Below are 16,474 nucleotides of genomic sequence, written 5' to 3'. Positions count from 1 at the left end.
GGTGTGTCGCCCGTCATGTTCACGTAATTCAAGCGGTTCTCAAGGGGTTTCGGGTGCACCGGTCACTCTGTGATGGACGCAGGGTGACCGGTAATTCTCATAAGCGATCTACAGGAACGCTTGTGCGCGGAACCCCTCACTTGTCCCTTTGCGTCTTACTCGTTTACGTTCCTCACCGATCCGGACGGACGCCCAATCCTGCCGCCGACCGGATTCCGCACACACTTCACCCGTGCACGGCAGGAGCGGGGGACCCACAGGCAGTACCGCCTGTTCCGGTCTCCGGAACAGGCTAGGGGTTAAGCCGCGTCCCCACGCGGCCGGGCATCTCCAGCTCGCACCCGACAGCTCACCTCGCAGGCGCCGGAGAGGAATTCGCCATGCCCGCGAAGGGTAAGCACCGCCGCCCCAAGTCCCCCCGTTTCTCCCGCTCGATCGCCGTCGCCGGAACCGGTGGCGCCGCGCTCGCGCTGCCGCTCCTGGGGGCCACCGGCGCCCACGCGGCCACCTCCCAGTCGGTTTCCGAAAAGGCCGTGCAGTCCCTGCCGGTCACGCAGAAGACCGTCGAGAAGTCCGCTGAAAAGACCGCCGCGCAGAAGTCCGCCACCAAGGCCTCCACCGTGCGCACCTACTCCGTGCGGGCCGGTGACTATCTCTCGAAGATCGCCGACGAGCAGAATGTCAGCGGTGGCTGGCGCAAGCTCTACTCCGACAACCGCCAGGCGGTCGGCGCCGACCCGTCGCTGATCCACCCCGGCCTGAAGCTGACGATCGGCAAGAAGGCCACGACGGGCACGGCGAAGACCGAGTCCTCGGCGTCGTCATCCTCGTCTTCGTCTTCGTCGAAGTCCTCCTCGAAGTCGCCCTCGAAGACCGAGTCGAAGTCCTCCGGCGGCTCCACCGCCGCCACCCGGACCGCCGAGACCACCAGCTCCAGCGGCTACACCCTCCCGGTCAGCGGTGCCACCGTCGGCACCGGCTACCGCGTGGCGGGCAGCATGTGGTCCAGCGGCTACCACACCGGCGTCGACTTCGTCGTCCCGACCGGCACCTCGCTCAAGGCCGTGGCCGCGGGCACGGTCGTCTCTGCGGGCTGGGGCGGCGCGTACGGCAACCAGGTCGTCATCAAGCTCAACGACGGCTACTACGCGCAGTACGCCCACCTCTCGCAGCTCTCCGTCTCGGCCGGCCAGACCGTGACCGAGGGCCAGCAGATCGGCCTCTCCGGCGCCACCGGCAATGTGACGGGCCCGCATCTGCACTTCGAGATCCGCACCACGCCGGACTACGGCTCCGACGTGGACCCGGTCTCCTACCTCCGCTCGAAGGGCGTCTCCGTCGGCTGACCCCGTTCCTCAGTGCCACCGAAGGCCGGACCCCACGATCCCCGGGGCCGGCCTTCGGTGTGTTTTTACGGCGGCTCCTCCGCGCGCGGGTGTTTGCGCGTTCATGATCACTTCATTGCGGTCTTGTGGCAGGGGTGCTCAGGGCGTCGACAGGGAGGGGAGGGTGGGGACACAGTGAACTCCGTTGCTGCGTAAGCGCTTTCTACGGCCTTCGGAGGTCACCGTGTCCGGCGTCGATCGACGCACCGTCATCAAGGGCGCCGCCGTCGCGGCCGCCACCGCCCCGTTCTCCTGGGCCCTGTCCCGCACCGCCGACGCGGCTCCCGGGGCCGCCACCGAACTGCACTGGCTGGAGGGCTCGGTCCCCGACGCCCATGCCGGTGCCACCTGGGGCGTGCCCTGGGCACGCGGCACCTTCCGGCCGGAGCAGCCCTTCCGGCTGGTCACCTCCGACGGCGACGAGGTGCCGGTCCAGACCTGGCCCACCGCCTACTGGCCGGACGGCTCGGTGAAGTGGACCGCGCACGCGATCGCCCCGGACGCGCCGAAGGCAGACCGGTACGTCCTCGGCGTCGGCGTTCCGGCAGCGCCCGCCCGCCGGGTCACCGTCTCCCGGGGCAGCGGCGGCCGCGTCGAGGTGTCGACCGGCGTGATCACCGCCGTCTTCGCGGCCAAGGGCTCCGACACGGTCGTCCGCAGCATCCGGCGCGGCTCGGCCGAGATCGCCCGCGACGGCCGCCTGGTCGCGCTCCGCCAGGAGTCCGTGCGCGAGGGCGCGGACCTCGACAGCTTCGCGGGCCGGGTCGAGAAGGTCACCGTCGAGCAGGACGGGCCCGTCCGTGCCGTGATCCGGGTCGAGGGCCGGCACCGCCACGGCGGCCGGAGCTGGCTGCCCTTCGTGCTGCGGTTCGCCTTCTCCGCCGGTGCCGACTCCTTCCGGCTCGTGCACACCTTCGTCTGGGACGGCGACCAGCGGCCCGGCTCCGACCGGGGCGACTTCCTGCGCGGACTCGGCGTCCGCTTCACCGTGCCGCTGAGCGACCGGCCGTACGACCGGCATGTGCGGTTCGCCGACTCCGGCGGCGGGCTCTTCAGCGAGGCCGTGCAGGGCATCACCGGGCTGCGCCGCGACCCGGGCGCGGCGGTGCGGGCCGCACAGATCGCCGGCGAGAAGCTGCCCGACACCGCCACCTGGGATCCTCGGGTGGCGAGCCGGCTGGCGTACATCCCCCAGTGGGGCGACTACACGCTCACCCAGCCGACCGCCGACGGCTACCAGATCCGTAAACGCACCAAGGCGGGCTACGGCTGGATCCCGGCCGCCGCCGGGCAGCGCGCCGGTGGCTTCGGGTACGTCGGTGGCGCGGGCGGCGGACTCTCCTTCGGGCTACGGGACTTCTGGCAGCGCCACCCCACGCAGCTGGACGTCCGGGGCGCGGCCTCCGACGCCGCCGAGGTCACCCTCTGGCTCTACTCGCCCGAGGCGCAACCCCTCGACCTGCGCTTCTACCACGACGGGCTCGGCCAGGACACCTACGAGAAGCAGTCGGACGGCGGCCTGGAGATCACGTACGAGGACTACGAGCCGGGCTTCGGGACGCCGTACGGGATCGCGCGGACCAGTGAACTGACCTTCTGGGCCGTGGAGAAGACACCGTCGGTCTCCGAACTCGCCGCTCAGGCTGCCGCCGTGGCAACCCCACCGTTGCTGACCGCCACGCCCCAACGCCTGCACTCCGCGGGCGTGTTCGGCGACTGGGCGCCCGTCGACCGCTCCTCGAAGGCCCGCGCGGTGATCGAGGACCACCTCGACGACCTGTTCGCCTACTACCGCGACCAGCGCGAGGAGCGTCGCTGGTACGGCTTCCTCGACTACGGCGACGTCCAGCACACCTACGACAACGACCGGCACGTGTGGCGCTACGACGTCGGCGGATTCGCCTGGGACAACTCGGAGTTGGGCACCGACCTGTGGCTCTGGTACCACTTCCTGCGCACCGGCTTCGCCGAGGTGTTCCGGTTCGCGGAGGCGATGACCCGGCACACCGGCGAGGTCGACGTCTACCACCTCGGCAAGTGGGCGGGCCTCGGTACCCGGCACGGTGTGCAGCACTGGGCGGACAGCGCCAAGCAGGTCCGGATCTCCACGGCCGCCAACCGCCGCTTCTACTACTTCCTCACCGGCGACGAACGCACCGGTGACCTGCTGGGCGAACTCGTCGACGTGGAGCTGACGTTCCTGGAGGTCGACCCGCAACGCAAGGTCCGCACCGACGGCTACGAGCCCGGTGACCGCCATGCCCTGTCGGTCGGCTTCGGCACCGACTGGGGCGGGATCTCGGCGGCCTGGCTCACGGCGTGGGAGCGGGGCGGCCCCGGGGCGGCGAAGGCGAAGGCCAGACTGGTCAATTCGCTGCGGACCATCGCCGCACAGCCCAACGGCTTCTTCACCGGCACGGGTCTCCTCGACGCCGACACCGGGAAGTTCGCGGTGACGACCGACACGGCCGTCAACGTGTCCCATCTCAGCGCCGTCTTCGGACTCGTCGAGACCAACAGCGAGATCGTGTCGCTGCTCGGGGACGAGGAACCGGAGTTCCGCATCGCCTGGCTGAACTACGCGCAGTACTACAACGCCACAGATGCACAGAAGCGGCAACTCACCGGCTCCACCTGGAAGTCGGCGCTCCCGGCCGCGCACTCGCGCATCACGGCGTACGCGGCGCGGCGCAAGGACGACCCGACGCTCGCCACCCGTGCCTGGAACGAGTTCTTCACCGGCAGCGACACCTACTTCCCCTCCAACGACTGGAACCGGGTCACGATCAAGACCCCGGACGTCCTGCGCACCACGAAGGAGATCCCCTGGATCTCCACCAACTCCTCGGCCCAGTGGGCGCTTGCGGCGATCCAGAACCTGGCCCTGATCGGAGACCGGATCCCGTCATGAGACGCACCCTTCTGACCGCGGCCACGGTCGCCGGGCTGCTCGTCGGCGCGACGCCGCCCGCCCTCGCGTCCGGCGACTCGGACGTCGTACGCCCCGATGATCGCCGTATCGCCTACGAGGGCCACTGGGGGCGGACCGCGGAGGCGGCCGTCACGGTCAACTCCGGTTCCCGGCTGCGGTTCCGCTTCGCCGGCTCGCGGGCGCACGCCCTCTTCGACGTCTCGTCGATCACCGTGCCCGCGCAGATCTACGTGTCGGTCGACGGCGGCGCCAAGGAGGTACACGCCGTCGATCAGGGGGACTTGACGATCACAGCCGACGGCCGCGGGCCCCACACCGTCGAGATCTCCGTCAAGGACGTCTTCTCGCGGGTCGACCGATGGACCCCGCCTCTGGAAACAGGGGTCGTGCTGACCGGTCTGCGGGGGCACCTCCTGCCCCAACGAGCCTTGATGCACGGGCAGTTCGTCTTCTACGGCGACTCCATCACCCAAGGCGTCATGGCCCTCTGCGATGTCAACACCTCGGACTGCGCCGACGGTACGGCCGCCTACCCCACCCTGGTCGCCGACGCCCTGCACGCCTCGCTCACCCAGGTCGGCTTCGGGCGGCAGGGCGTGATCCAGACCGGGAACGGGGGAGTGCCCGCCGCGTCCGACGCGTACGGCTGGAACTACGCGGGTTCCAGGGCGGATTCGGACCGCCGGGCCGATGTGATCGTGGTGAACCAGGGCACCAACGACACCGCGTTCGGCTCCGCCGAGTTCCGTGCCGCCTATCGCGGCTATCTGGCGCGACTCCGGGCCGCCGCACCGCACGCCCGCATCCTCGCCCTGCGCCCCTTCGACGGCAGCCATGCCGCCGACATCGCGGCCGTGGTCGCCGAACTCGCGGACCGGCGGACCGAGTTCGTGGACACGACCGGCTGGCTCGACGCGGCGCAAGGGGACTTCAACGGCACCGTCCATCCGAGCGCCCAGGGACATCGCAAGGTCGCCGACCGGATCGTCGCCCTCATCGAGAAGGAGCACCAGTGAGCGCCACCCGACGTCGAAGAACCGTCGCCGTCACCGCGGCCGCCCTGTTGGCGGGGCTGTTCTCCGCGCCCACCGCCCATCCGGTCGAGCAGTCGCGCAGGGTCGTCGAGAACCTGGACCGCGGTCTGGTCGCGGTGCCTTCGGGTGACGGGACCTTCCTCAGCTGGCGGTTGCTCGGCACCGAGTACGCGCGGTACGGCAACGCGATCGCCTTCAACGTGTACAAGAACGGGCGGCGGCTGAACCGGGTGCCGGTCACCAAGTCGACGACGTACCAGGACAGCACCCCTGGTGCCGGTACCTATACCGTGCGCGCGATCGTCAACGGCCGTGTGCGGAAGGCGAGTCCGGCCGCCCTCGACTTCTCCCAGGGCTACGCCGAGATCCCGCTCGCGGTCGCCGACGGCTACACCGTGCAGCACGCCTGGCCCGGCGACCTGGACGGCGACGGACGCTATGAACTGGTCGTGAGCCGCCTCTCCCGAACCCGGGACAAGCCCGACCTGCTGGAGGCGTACACGCTCACCGGCGAGCGGCTGTGGCGCGTCGACCTCGGGCCCGGGTCGTACACCCAGGTCGGCGGGAACGGCGCCAACGACCCCGCGCCGGCGGCGATCAGCGGCTCCACCGCCATCGGCGGGTACCGCAACGACGACAACGTCACGGTGCACGACCTCGACGGCGACGGCAGGGCCGAGGTGCTGGTGCACACGGCCGACGGGACCACCTTCGCGGACGGCTCGAAGGTCACGGCGGCCACGGCCGCGAGCCAGTTCGTCTCGGTGATCGACGGCGCGACCGGCACCGAGCGCACCCGGCAGCCCGTGCCCGACGACTTCGTCGCGGACGGACCCTCGGGCGGGCACTTTGGCATCGCGTACCTCGACGCTGAACACCCCAGCCTGGTCACCAAGTTGGTCACCAGGGTCGGCGCCAGACGCGGATCCTTCCGGGTGCTCTTCCAGACCTGGGACTACAACGGCACCGACCTGACACGCCGTTGGAAGTACGTGGTGGACCCGGCCTCCGGCGCGACGAGCTTCCATCAGATCCGGACCGTCGACGTCGACCAGGACGGCAGGGACGAGATCGCGGACGGCAACTACGTGGTGAACAGCGACGGCACTCTGCGCTACGTCGTCGACAAGGCCATCCACGGCGACCGCTTCGACATCGCCGACCTCGACCCCGGCCGGCCCGGCCTGGAGGGGTTCGCCATCCAGCAGTCCGAGCTGGGGATCGTCTCGAACTTCCCCTGGTACTACTACGACGCCGACACCGGCGAGCGGCTCGTCACGGGTGCGCACCCCGCCGATCCCGTCAGCGACGCTGACCTCGACGTCGGGCGCGGCAACGCCGCCGACATCGACCCGGGCCACCCCGGCTACGAGTACTGGACCTCCACCGCCGACGTCACCCGGCCCGGCGCGGGCGTCTTCAACGTCCGGGACGGCAAGGTCTCCACGACCACGCCCAGCGTCAACTTCCGTATCTGGTGGGACGGGGACAAGGGATCCGAACTCCTCGACTTGACCCACGTCGACAAGTGGGACCCGGCGACCGAGACCAGCACCCGCGTCTTCGACCCGTCCGGAGTCGTCTCCGGTGCCCGCAACGCCACTCCGTTCTACGGCGACCTCCTCGGCGACTGGCGCGAGGAGATCCTCGCCGAGACCGCCGACCACAGCTCGCTGCGGCTCTACACGACCACCGAGCCGACCCGCACCCGCCTCTACACCCTCGCCCAGAACCCCGAGTACCGCCTCGGCTGGACCGTACGCGGCTATCTGCAGTCGACGTACACGGACTACTACCTCGGCACCGAGACCCGTCGTGTGCCGAAGCCCCCGATCACCCTCCCGGAAGGAGCCGTCTCCCGTGACGACCACGCGTAGAGCCTTCGGAGCCCTCGCCGCGGGCGCCGCCCTGGCCGCCCTCGCCCCCGCGACCACCGCGAGCGCCTCGCCCCGCCACCGCCGCCTGATCGCCCACGACGACTTCCGCCACGGCCTCGGCCGGTGGGCCGTCGAACTGGAGCAGGGCGGCACGGTCACCGCCTCGCGCGGCACCCTGGAGGTCGACGTGCCCGCCGGCGCGACGATCTGGTTCAGGAAGCGGCTCGAAGGGCCGTACGTCATCGAGTACACCGCCACGCCCGTGTCGGCGGGCGGGGTCAACGACCGGGTCTCCGACCTCAACAACTTCTGGAACGCGGTCGACGTCCGGTCCCCGCAGGACATCTTCGCCACGCACCGCGGCGGGGCGCTGGCGGAGTACGACTACCTGAAGACGTACTACGTCGGCTACGGCGCCAACACCAACACCACAACCCGGCTGCGGCGGTACGTCGGGGAGGCCGGGGTCCGGCCGCTGGTCTACGACTACACCGAGCCGCTGCTCGTCGCGAACGAGCCGAACCACGTCCGGATCGTCTCGGACGGCTCGAAGGTGCAGTGGTGGGACAACGGACGGCTCGTCTTCGACTACACCGACCCGCAGCCGTACACGAGTGGGCATTTCGCCTTCCGGACCACCTGGAGCCACTTCCGGATCAATGACTTCCGGGTCTGGCGGTCGCAGCGTCAACATTCCTGATCAGAGACCTATTCCAAGTTTGGTGAACACTTTACAAGTGGCTTATCTCACCGGCCGTCAAGTCCTTCCTACGGTCGCGTAGGTCACATTCGAAGGTGAATCATGAACTGCTGTGGCAGACGATTCGAAGAATGACAGCAGATCAGTGATCGGGTCGTACGTGGCGGTGGGGGACAGCTTCACCGAGGGCGTCGGCGACCCCGGCCCCGACGGGGCGTTCGTCGGATGGGCCGACCGGTTCGCGGTGCTTCTCGCGGACCGGCGGCCCGAGGGCGACTTCAAGTACACCAACCTGGCCGTGCGGGGAAAGCTCCTCGACCAGATCGTCGAGGACCAGCTTCCGCAGGCCGTCCAACTGGCGCCGGACCTCGTGTCCTTCTGTGCCGGCGGCAACGACATCATCCGGCCCGGTACCGACCCCGACGAGGTCGCCGAGCGCTTCGAGCGGGCGATCGCCCGGCTCACCGAGGTGTGCGGCACCGTCATGGTGACGACCGGCTTCGACACCCGTGGCGTGCCCGTGCTGAAGCATCTGCGCGGCAAGATCGCCACGTACAACGGACATGTGCGGGCGGTCGCCGACCGCTACGGCTGCCCGGTGCTCGACCTGTGGTCCCTGAAGACGGTCCAGGACCGCCGGGCCTGGGACGGCGACCGGCTGCACCTCTCGGCGGAGGGGCACACGCGTGTGGCGCTGCGCGCGGGGCAGGTGCTCGGGCTGGAGATCCCGGCCGACCCCGACCAGCCGTGGCCCCCGCTGCCGGCGCGCGGCGCGCTGGAGATCCGCCGCGACGACGTCCACTGGGCGCGCGAGTACCTGGTGCCGTGGATCGGCCGCCGACTGCGCGGTGAGTCCTCGGGCGACCACGTGACCGCCAAGGGCACGCTCTCGCCGGACGACATCAAGACACGGATCGCCCCGGTGGCCTGACGGGGAGTGCGAGCCGGGTGGGGTGCCTCGGGGACCTTCTTTGGGGGACTCGGTCCGGTGCGGCTCTGTGAGGAGGCGGCGTTCCGCCGTCTCCTACGCCGTCAACGAAGCGCGCTCCACTCCGAGTTCCCGGGCCAGCGCCTCGTCCACCCACTCCTGCGCGCGGGACCGCGACACCGCGCCCGGGTAGGACGTCAGCTGTACGGCGAGACCGTCGAGCAGGGCGGTGAGGCGCAGGGCGGTGGCCTCCGGGTCGGGGCAGCGGAACTCGCCCGCGGCCACGCCCTCGGCGAGCACCTCCGTGAGCGCCGACTTCCAGCGCCGGTCCAGGTCCCGCGTGACCTCCTGGAGTCCGGCGTCACGCAGCGACACCGCCCACCCCTCGATCCACAGCCGCCAGCCCTTGGCCTGGCCCGTAGGGGCGTACCAGCGCACGGCGGACCGCAGCCTGCGCAGCGCGGTGGTCCGACGGCCGAGCAGCTTGCCCAGATGCGCCAGATCGCCCTCGGCGGCATAGGTGAAGGCCGCCGCGACCAGCTTGTCCTTCGTCGAGAAGTGGTAGAGCACCAGGGCGTTGCTCACCCCCAGCGCCGAGGCCACATCGGCGATCCTGACGGCCGCCACGCCCCGCGCCTCGATCTGCTCGATGGCGGCCCGCAGCAGCTCCTCGCGCCGCTCGGCCACTGTCAACCGCACTCTCGTCACCCGGTCACCCTAATCCGTCACCCTGTGTGGCGCTCACCCGTTCAGCTGCGAGGACCGGGTCGACGGCGCCCCCGGGTCACCGGTACCAGCCGAACCGCTCGGAGATCACCGGCAGCCGGTCCGCCGCGAGTGCATGGGCGGCCGCGCGCGGTGAGGTGCCGTCGGCCTCCGCGCGGTCCAGCATCTGCCCGACGAGGGCGCGCATGGAACGTCGTACCTGGGCGAACGCCTCGTCCGCGTCCGCGCCGATGTCGCCGAACAGCGTCCACCACCACCAGGCGTTGGTCCCGGAGTTGACCACCACGTCCGGCAGGACGGCGACCCCGCGCGCGGCCAGCAGCGTCTCCGCCGCGGGCAGGACCGGCATGTTCGCCGCCTCGACGATCCAGCGCGCGGTGATCCGGTCCTGGTTGCCGGTGTCGATCGCGTACGAGACCGCCGCCGGCACCAGCACCTCCGCGGCCACGGACAGCCAGGCGTCACCGGGCAGTTCACGGTCGCCGGGCCGCAGGACCGAGCGGTCCACCGTGCCGTGGGCGTCCCGCGCGGCGAGCAGCGCCTCCACGTCGAGGCCCTCGGGGTTGCAGACCGTGCCCTTGATGTCGGCCACGGCCACCACCGTCAGCCCCGCGCGCGTGAGGAAGCGCGCCGTGGCCCCGCCCATGGTGCCCAGCCCCTGGACCGAGACCCGTGTCCCGGCGTAGGGCACCCCCGCCCGGTCCAGCGCCGTGAGCACCGACTCGGCCACCCCGCAGCCACCGGCCAGCTCGTCGAGCCCGATGCCGTCCACCTCGACGGCGAACGCGTCCGCGAGCCGTCGCCGGGCCGCCGTCTCGTCGTCGAGCAGCGGGTAGACCGCCTGCACCGAGGAGACCAGCCCAGCCTCCGTGACCGCCCGGTCCACCACGTCCTGGCTCAGCCCGAGGTCCTCGCCGGTCGTCCAGAAGCTCTCGACGTACGGCCGCATGGCGCGCAGGTAGCGGACCAGCAGGCCGTACGCCTCCGGGTCCCGGGGGTCGCAGTCGATGCCGCCCTTCGCGCCGCCGAGCGGGACGTAGCGGGCCGCGGGGTCGTAGTGCAGCGCCTCCTTCATGGTCATGCCACGGGCGAGCCCGGCGACCTCCTCCAGGGTGCAGCCCGGGCGCATCCGCAGGCCGCCGCTGGCGACCCCGCGCACCAGCCGGTCGACGACCAGGAAGCCCTGGCGGCCGGTGAGATGATCGGTCCAGGTGAGCGACAGCAAGGGGGAGGTCACGGGGGCTCCGGAGGTCGGCGGGGCTGCGGGAGGCTACTGAACGGGGAGTCAGTATTTGCATCCGGCCGCTTCCTGTCAACGTGATCGCCCGGCGCTGCGTCCTCTCCTGTGACCGCGCCGACCCGGCGCTGTCAGAGGGGCGGACCATAATGGACTCCTCGCCGACTCCATCTGGAGGTACCGTGACCGGTTTCCGTTCCCTGAGCTCCGGGCTCCGCGCGCTCCAGCCCGCGGCCTTCGGCGCGGACCCGAGCGGTGAGCGCATGGCGCGCATCCGCAGATCCCCCCACTACAAGGACGGGGTCTTCGAGAATCCCGGCGGCCCCTCCCGGACCCGGCCCTCCGGCTCCGCGGTGGACTTCGGGAAGGTCTACTTCGACAGCGAGCGGCGGCTGCGCCGCGCCCCGACCGGCACCATCCCCGTGCACCCGACGACCCTCGCCGACCTGGCCAAGCCGCCCGTCACCGGGCTGCGGCTGACCTGGATGGGGCACTCCAGCGTGCTCGCCGAGATCGACGGACGGCGGGTGCTGTTCGACCCGGTGTGGGGCGAGCGCTGCTCCCCCTTCGCCTTCGCGGGGCCCAAGCGGCTGCATCCGGTGCCGCTGCCGCTGGCCGCGCTCGGACCGGTCGACGTGGTCGTCATCTCCCACGACCACTACGACCACCTGGACATGCCCACGATCAAGGCACTGGCCGGGACGGACACGGTGTTCGCCGTGCCGCTCGGCGTCGGCGCCCACCTCGAACACTGGGGTGTCTCCGCCGACCGGCTCAGGGAGCTGGACTGGCACGAGTCGACGCGCGTCGCCGGGCTGACGCTGACCGCCACCCCGGCCCGCCACTTCTGCGGGCGCGGGCTGCGCAACACCCAGCACACGCTCTGGGCGTCCTGGGTCGTCGCGGGCGAGGAGCACCGGGTCTACCACAGCGGTGACACCGGGTACTTCGACGGCTTCCGGGAGATCGGGGCGCAGCACGGCCCCTTCGACGCCACGATGATCCAGCTCGGGGCGTACTCCGACTTCTGGCCGGACATCCACATGACCCCGGACGAGGCCGTGCGCTCGCACCTCGACCTCCAGGGCGGGGACGCGGCGGCGGGTGCGCTGCTGCCGATCCACTGGGCCACGTTCAATCTCGCGCCGCACCCGTGGGCGGAGCCGGGCGAGCGGACGATGGAGCTCGCGCACAAGGAGGGCGTCGCGATGGCCACGCCCCGGCTGGGCGAGCCGTTCGAACCGGGCGCCCTGCCGGCGGTGAACCCATGGTGGCGGGGCGTATCCCAGGCTCCGGCCGGGGGATGGGCCGTGCTGCCCACGGTCTCGGGGGAGCCGGAGGCGGTCGCGGAGGTCTGAGGCACGGAGGAGTCGGAGCGCGTGGTGGGCCCAGGGAGTGCGGAAAGCACACCCTGGGCTGTTTCGTTGGAGCCGCCTCGGGCCGGGCTGCTGGTCGACCGATACGGGCAGTGACATCGACGGCGGCGGAGGAGTCGCTCCGGCGCGTGGGCGCGGACATCCGCGGGTGGGCCGTAAGCCGGTGAACGGCTGTGTGACGGACAGGCGCGCGGTCGGCGGCCCGAACCCTCGCCGCGCGTTCGTGACCGCTTCCGACCAGGGCTGATCGGTATTCACTCGTTCGAGTGAGCGCGTCCGATCGGGCTGTCGTTCTGTCGTGCGAGTCCTCATACCAGAGGGGGACGGTCCGCGGGGGACTTTGTCAACTGCCCATCGCACATGATGCGTTGACGACTACTGTGAGTGTCCGCCGGGCAACACAGGGCCGAAGTTTTCGGTTCTCCCGTGCCCGCTGTGCGCAGCCGCTCGCCGGAGGAGGGAGTCGACGTGATGGGGCTTCCCCCTGCCCGACGGCGGCCGGGACCCCGGGGGTGGCGGTGACCGACGACCACAGGGCGACGGAATCCGCCCGGCCCGGACGTGGCCGGCAGCCCGCGGGCACACGTGCCGGAGCCCGCGAGGGCGTCCCCGCCCGACCTGCGCCCTCCGGCCATCAGGACCGACGGACCAGTACAAGGACACCGATGTCTCACCTCCGTGCACCGGCCGCACGCGCAGACCGCCGGGAGGGCGGGCGGCACGGACGGCCGGTCGCCCGCCCCGCCCCCGCGCTGCCGGAGACGCACATACGGCCACAACTCCTGCGCCTGGCCGTGCTCCCGCCCACCGCGGTCGCCCTCAGCGCCTGCGCGGCCGTCCTGTTCACCGTCCGCTCCACCGGCGCCCGACCCGGGCTCGTCCTGTGGGGCGTGCTCGCCGGAGCGGCCGCGGTGGCCCTCGCCGGCATCCTGATCGCCGCCGTGGCCGCCGACCGTGCCGCCAGGAGCGTGAGCGACCGCGTCGGCGCCCTGCGCCGCAGTTCCGCGCGGCGGGGCGGGAAGATCTCCTTCACGCACCTCATCGGGTACGCGATGGTGCAGGCCATCAAGGCCATGCCGTCGATGAACTACTCCTTCGCGGAGAAGGACGGCAAGCCGACGCTGGTCAAGCCGGAGCACATCAACTTCGGCCTCGCCATCGACCTGGTGAAGCCCAACGGCGACCGCCAGCTGGTCGTCGCGGGCATCAAGAAGGCCGAGACGCTGAACTTCTTCGAGTTCTGGCAGGCCTACGAGGACATCGTCCGCCGCGCCCGTGACGGCAAGCTGGGTATGGACGACTTCACCGGTGTCACGGTCTCGCTGACCAACCCCGGCGGCCTCGGCACCGTGCACTCCGTGCCGCGTCTGATGCCCGGCCAGTCGGTCATCATGGGCGTCGGCTCCATGGACTACCCCGCGGAGTTCCAGGGCACCTCCCAGGACACCCTGAACAAGCTCGGCATCTCGAAGGTCATGACGCTCACGTCGACCTACGACCACCGGGTCATCCAGGGCGCCGCCTCCGGCGAGTTCCTGCGGATCGTCGCGAACCTCCTGCTCGGCGAGAGCAACTTCTACGACGAGATCTTCGAGGCGCTGCGCATCCCCTACGAGCCGGTGCGCTGGCTCAAGGACATCGACGCCTCGCACGACGACGACGTCACGAAGGCCGCCCGGGTCTTCGAGCTGATCCACTCCTACCGGGTCCGCGGCCACGTCATGGCCGACACCGACCCGCTGGAGTACCGCCAGCGCAAGCACCCCGACCTGGACATCACCGAGCACGGCCTCACCCTGTGGGACCTGGAGCGGGAGTTCGCGGTCGGCGGTTTCGCCGGCAAGTCCCTGATGAAGCTGCGCGACATCCTCGGCGTGCTGCGCGACTCGTACTGCCGCACCACCGGCATCGAGTTCATGCACATCCAGGACCCCAAGCAGCGCAAGTGGATCCAGGACCGCATCGAGCGCCCGCACTCCAAGCCGGAGCGCGAGGAGCAGCTGCGCATCCTGCGCCGGCTGAACGCCGCGGAGGCCTTCGAGACCTTCCTGCAGACGAAGTACGTCGGCCAGAAGCGCTTCTCCCTGGAGGGCGGCGAGTCCGTCATCCCGCTGCTCGACGCGGTGCTCGACAGCGCTGCCGAGTCGCGCCTGGACGAGGTCGTCATCGGCATGGCCCACCGCGGCCGGCTGAACGTCCTGGCGAACATCGTCGGAAAGTCGTACGCCCAGATCTTCCGCGAGTTCGAGGGCAACCTCGACCCGAAGTCGATGCACGGCTCCGGCGACGTGAAGTACCACCTGGGCGCCCAGGGCACCTTCACGGGCCTGGACGGCGAGCAGATCACGGTCTCGCTGGCCGCGAACCCCTCCCACCTGGAGACGGTCGACCCGATCATCGAGGGCATCAGCCGCGCCAAGCAGGACATCATCAACAAGGGCGGCACGGACTTCACGGTCCTGCCGGTCGCCCTGCACGGCGACGCGGCCTTCGCGGGCCAGGGCGTGGTGGCCGAGACGCTGAACATGTCGCAGCTGCGCGGCTACCGCACCGGCGGCACGGTCCACATCGTCATCAACAACCAGGTCGGCTTCACGGCGGCGCCGGAGTCCTCGCGCTCGTCGATGTACGCCACGGACGTGGCGCGCATGATCGAGGCGCCGATCTTCCACGTGAACGGCGACGACCCGGAGGCCGTGGTCCGCGTGGCCCGCCTCGCCTTCGAGTTCCGCCAGGCGTTCAACAAGGACGTCGTGATCGACCTCATCTGCTACCGCCGCCGCGGTCACAACGAGTCGGACAACCCGGCCTTCACCCAGCCGCTGATGTACGACCTGATCGACAAGAAGCGCTCGGTGCGCAAGCTGTACACCGAGTCCCTCATCGGTCGCGGCGACATCACCCTGGAAGAGGCCGAGCAGGCGCTGCAGGACTACCAGGGCCAGCTGGAGAAGGTCTTCACGGAGGTCCGCGAGGCCGTCACCGCGCAGCCCGCCTCCGGCCCGGTCTCCGACCCGCAGGCCGAGTTCCCGGTGGCCGTCAGCACGGCGATCTCCACCGAGACCGTCAAGCGGATCGCCGAGTCCCAGGTCAACATCCCGGACACGTTCCACGTCCACCCGCGTCTGCTGCCGCAGCTCCAGCGCCGGGCGGCGATGGTCGAGGACGGCACGATCGACTGGGGCATGGGCGAGACGCTCGCGGTGGGCTCGCTGCTCCTGGAGGGCACCCCGGTCCGGCTGTCCGGTCAGGACTCCCAGCGCGGCACCTTCGGCCAGCGTCACGCGGTCCTCATCGACCGCGAGACGGGCGAGGAGCACACCCCGCTCCAGTACCTCGCCGAGGACCAGGCCCGCTACAACGTCTACAACTCCCTGCTCTCCGAGTACGCGGTCATGGGCTTCGAGTACGGCTACTCGCTGGCCCGTCCCGACGCGCTCGTGATGTGGGAGGCGCAGTTCGGCGACTTCGTCAACGGCGCGCAGTCGGTGGTCGACGAGTACATCTCGGCGGCGGAGCAGAAGTGGGGCCAGACGTCCGGCGTCACCCTGCTGCTCCCCCACGGCTACGAGGGCCAGGGCCCGGACCACTCCTCCGCGCGCGTGGAGCGGTTCCTCCAGCTCTGCGCCCAGAACAACATGACGGTCGCGATGCCGACCCTCCCGTCGAACTACTTCCACCTCCTGCGGTGGCAGGTGCACAACCCGCACCACAAGCCGCTGGTGGTCTTCACCCCGAAGTCGATGCTGCGCCTGAAGGCCGCCGCGTCGAAGACGGAGGAGTTCACGTCGGGTCAGTTCCGCCCGGTCATCGGCGACTCGACCGTGGACCCGTCCGCGGTCCGCAAGGTCGTCTTCGTCTCCGGCAAGCTGTACTACGACCTGGAGGCGGAGCGCGCCAAGCGCGGCGCCACGGACATCGCGATCCTCCGCGTCGAGCGCCTGTACCCGCTGCCGGGTGCGGAGCTCCAGGCGGAGATCGCGAAGTACCCGAACGTCGAGAAGTACCTGTGGGCCCAGGAAGAGCCGGCGAACCAGGGCGCCTGGCCCTTCATCGCCCTCAACCTCATCGACCACCTGGACCTGGCGGTCGGCGCGGACGTCCCCCACGGGGAGCGCCTGCGGCGCATCTCCCGCCCGCACTCGTCGTCCCCGGCGGTGGGCTCGGCGAAGCGGCACCAGGCTGAGCAGGAGCAGTTGGTGCGGGAGGTGTTCGAGGCGTGAGCCTCTGAGCACCGGCTCGTGAGGAGGGCCCGGTTCCCTTGGGGGCCGGGCCCTTC

Annotated in this window: 10 protein-coding genes and 1 riboswitch; of the genes, 8 read left to right on the top strand and 2 right to left on the bottom strand. The window is 70.7% G+C overall.

The window, feature by feature from the left end; translation table 11 throughout:
- Nucleotides 1-212 precede the first annotated feature (212 nt).
- Nucleotides 213-376, top strand: a riboswitch (cyclic di-AMP (ydaO/yuaA leader).
- Nucleotides 377-380: 4 nt separating this feature from the next.
- From ABZ896_RS09615 to ABZ896_RS09590, 6 genes are all read left to right on the top strand, one after another.
- Nucleotides 381-1,346: a LysM peptidoglycan-binding domain-containing M23 family metallopeptidase gene (locus ABZ896_RS09615; RefSeq protein ID WP_360924591.1), complete on the top strand. Its 966-nt coding sequence runs from the start codon at nt 381-383 to the stop codon at nt 1,344-1,346.
- Between the two features lie 223 nt (nt 1,347-1,569).
- Complete coding sequence (locus ABZ896_RS09610; protein ID WP_360924588.1) at nt 1,570-4,296, top strand: Tat pathway signal sequence domain protein; 2,727 nt, start codon at nt 1,570-1,572, stop codon at nt 4,294-4,296.
- A complete protein-coding gene (locus tag ABZ896_RS09605) occupies nt 4,293-5,333 on the top strand; it encodes a GDSL-type esterase/lipase family protein (protein ID WP_360924585.1) in 1,041 nt (346 codons plus the stop codon). Before ABZ896_RS09610 ends, ABZ896_RS09605 begins: the two co-directional genes overlap by 4 nt.
- The gene (locus ABZ896_RS09600) at nt 5,330-7,228 is read left to right on the top strand and encodes a hypothetical protein (protein ID WP_360924583.1); all 1,899 of its coding nucleotides are present in this window, start codon (nt 5,330-5,332) and stop codon (nt 7,226-7,228) included. The genes ABZ896_RS09605 and ABZ896_RS09600 overlap by 4 nt, the downstream gene beginning before the upstream one ends.
- The gene (locus ABZ896_RS09595; RefSeq protein WP_360924580.1) at nt 7,212-7,928 is read left to right on the top strand and encodes a DUF6250 domain-containing protein; all 717 of its coding nucleotides are present in this window, start codon (nt 7,212-7,214) and stop codon (nt 7,926-7,928) included. The genes ABZ896_RS09600 and ABZ896_RS09595 overlap by 17 nt, the downstream gene beginning before the upstream one ends.
- A 145-nt stretch (nt 7,929-8,073) precedes the next feature.
- Nucleotides 8,074-8,859, top strand: a complete 786-nt coding sequence (locus ABZ896_RS09590) for an SGNH/GDSL hydrolase family protein (RefSeq protein ID WP_360924577.1) — start codon at nt 8,074-8,076, stop codon at nt 8,857-8,859.
- Nucleotides 8,860-8,952: 93 nt separating this feature from the next.
- Here the strand turns inward: ABZ896_RS09590 and ABZ896_RS09585 are convergent, their stop codons facing one another.
- Both ABZ896_RS09585 and ABZ896_RS09580 read right to left on the bottom strand, forming a co-directional pair.
- Nucleotides 8,953-9,564, bottom strand: a complete 612-nt coding sequence (locus ABZ896_RS09585; RefSeq protein WP_360924574.1) for a TetR family transcriptional regulator C-terminal domain-containing protein — start codon at nt 9,562-9,564, stop codon at nt 8,953-8,955.
- A 76-nt stretch (nt 9,565-9,640) separates the two neighbouring features.
- Complete coding sequence (locus tag ABZ896_RS09580; RefSeq protein WP_360924571.1) at nt 9,641-10,819, bottom strand: Glu/Leu/Phe/Val dehydrogenase dimerization domain-containing protein; 1,179 nt, start codon at nt 10,817-10,819, stop codon at nt 9,641-9,643.
- Nucleotides 10,820-11,001: 182 nt separating this feature from the next.
- On the opposite strand from ABZ896_RS09580, the gene ABZ896_RS09575 reads away from it, so the two are divergent.
- Together ABZ896_RS09575 and ABZ896_RS09570 are read left to right on the top strand one after the other, a co-directional pair.
- Complete coding sequence (locus tag ABZ896_RS09575; protein WP_360924568.1) at nt 11,002-12,177, top strand: MBL fold metallo-hydrolase; 1,176 nt, start codon at nt 11,002-11,004, stop codon at nt 12,175-12,177.
- 683 nt (nt 12,178-12,860) lie between these two features.
- Complete coding sequence (locus tag ABZ896_RS09570; protein ID WP_360924565.1) at nt 12,861-16,418, top strand: multifunctional oxoglutarate decarboxylase/oxoglutarate dehydrogenase thiamine pyrophosphate-binding subunit/dihydrolipoyllysine-residue succinyltransferase subunit; 3,558 nt, start codon at nt 12,861-12,863, stop codon at nt 16,416-16,418.
- The last annotated feature ends 56 nt before the right edge of the window (nt 16,419-16,474 follow it).

The organism is Streptomyces sp. NPDC047072, assembly GCF_040643855.1.
Classification (GTDB): Bacteria; Actinomycetota; Actinomycetes; order Streptomycetales; family Streptomycetaceae; genus Streptomyces.
This window is presented reverse-complemented; position numbering and strand designations above follow the sequence as displayed.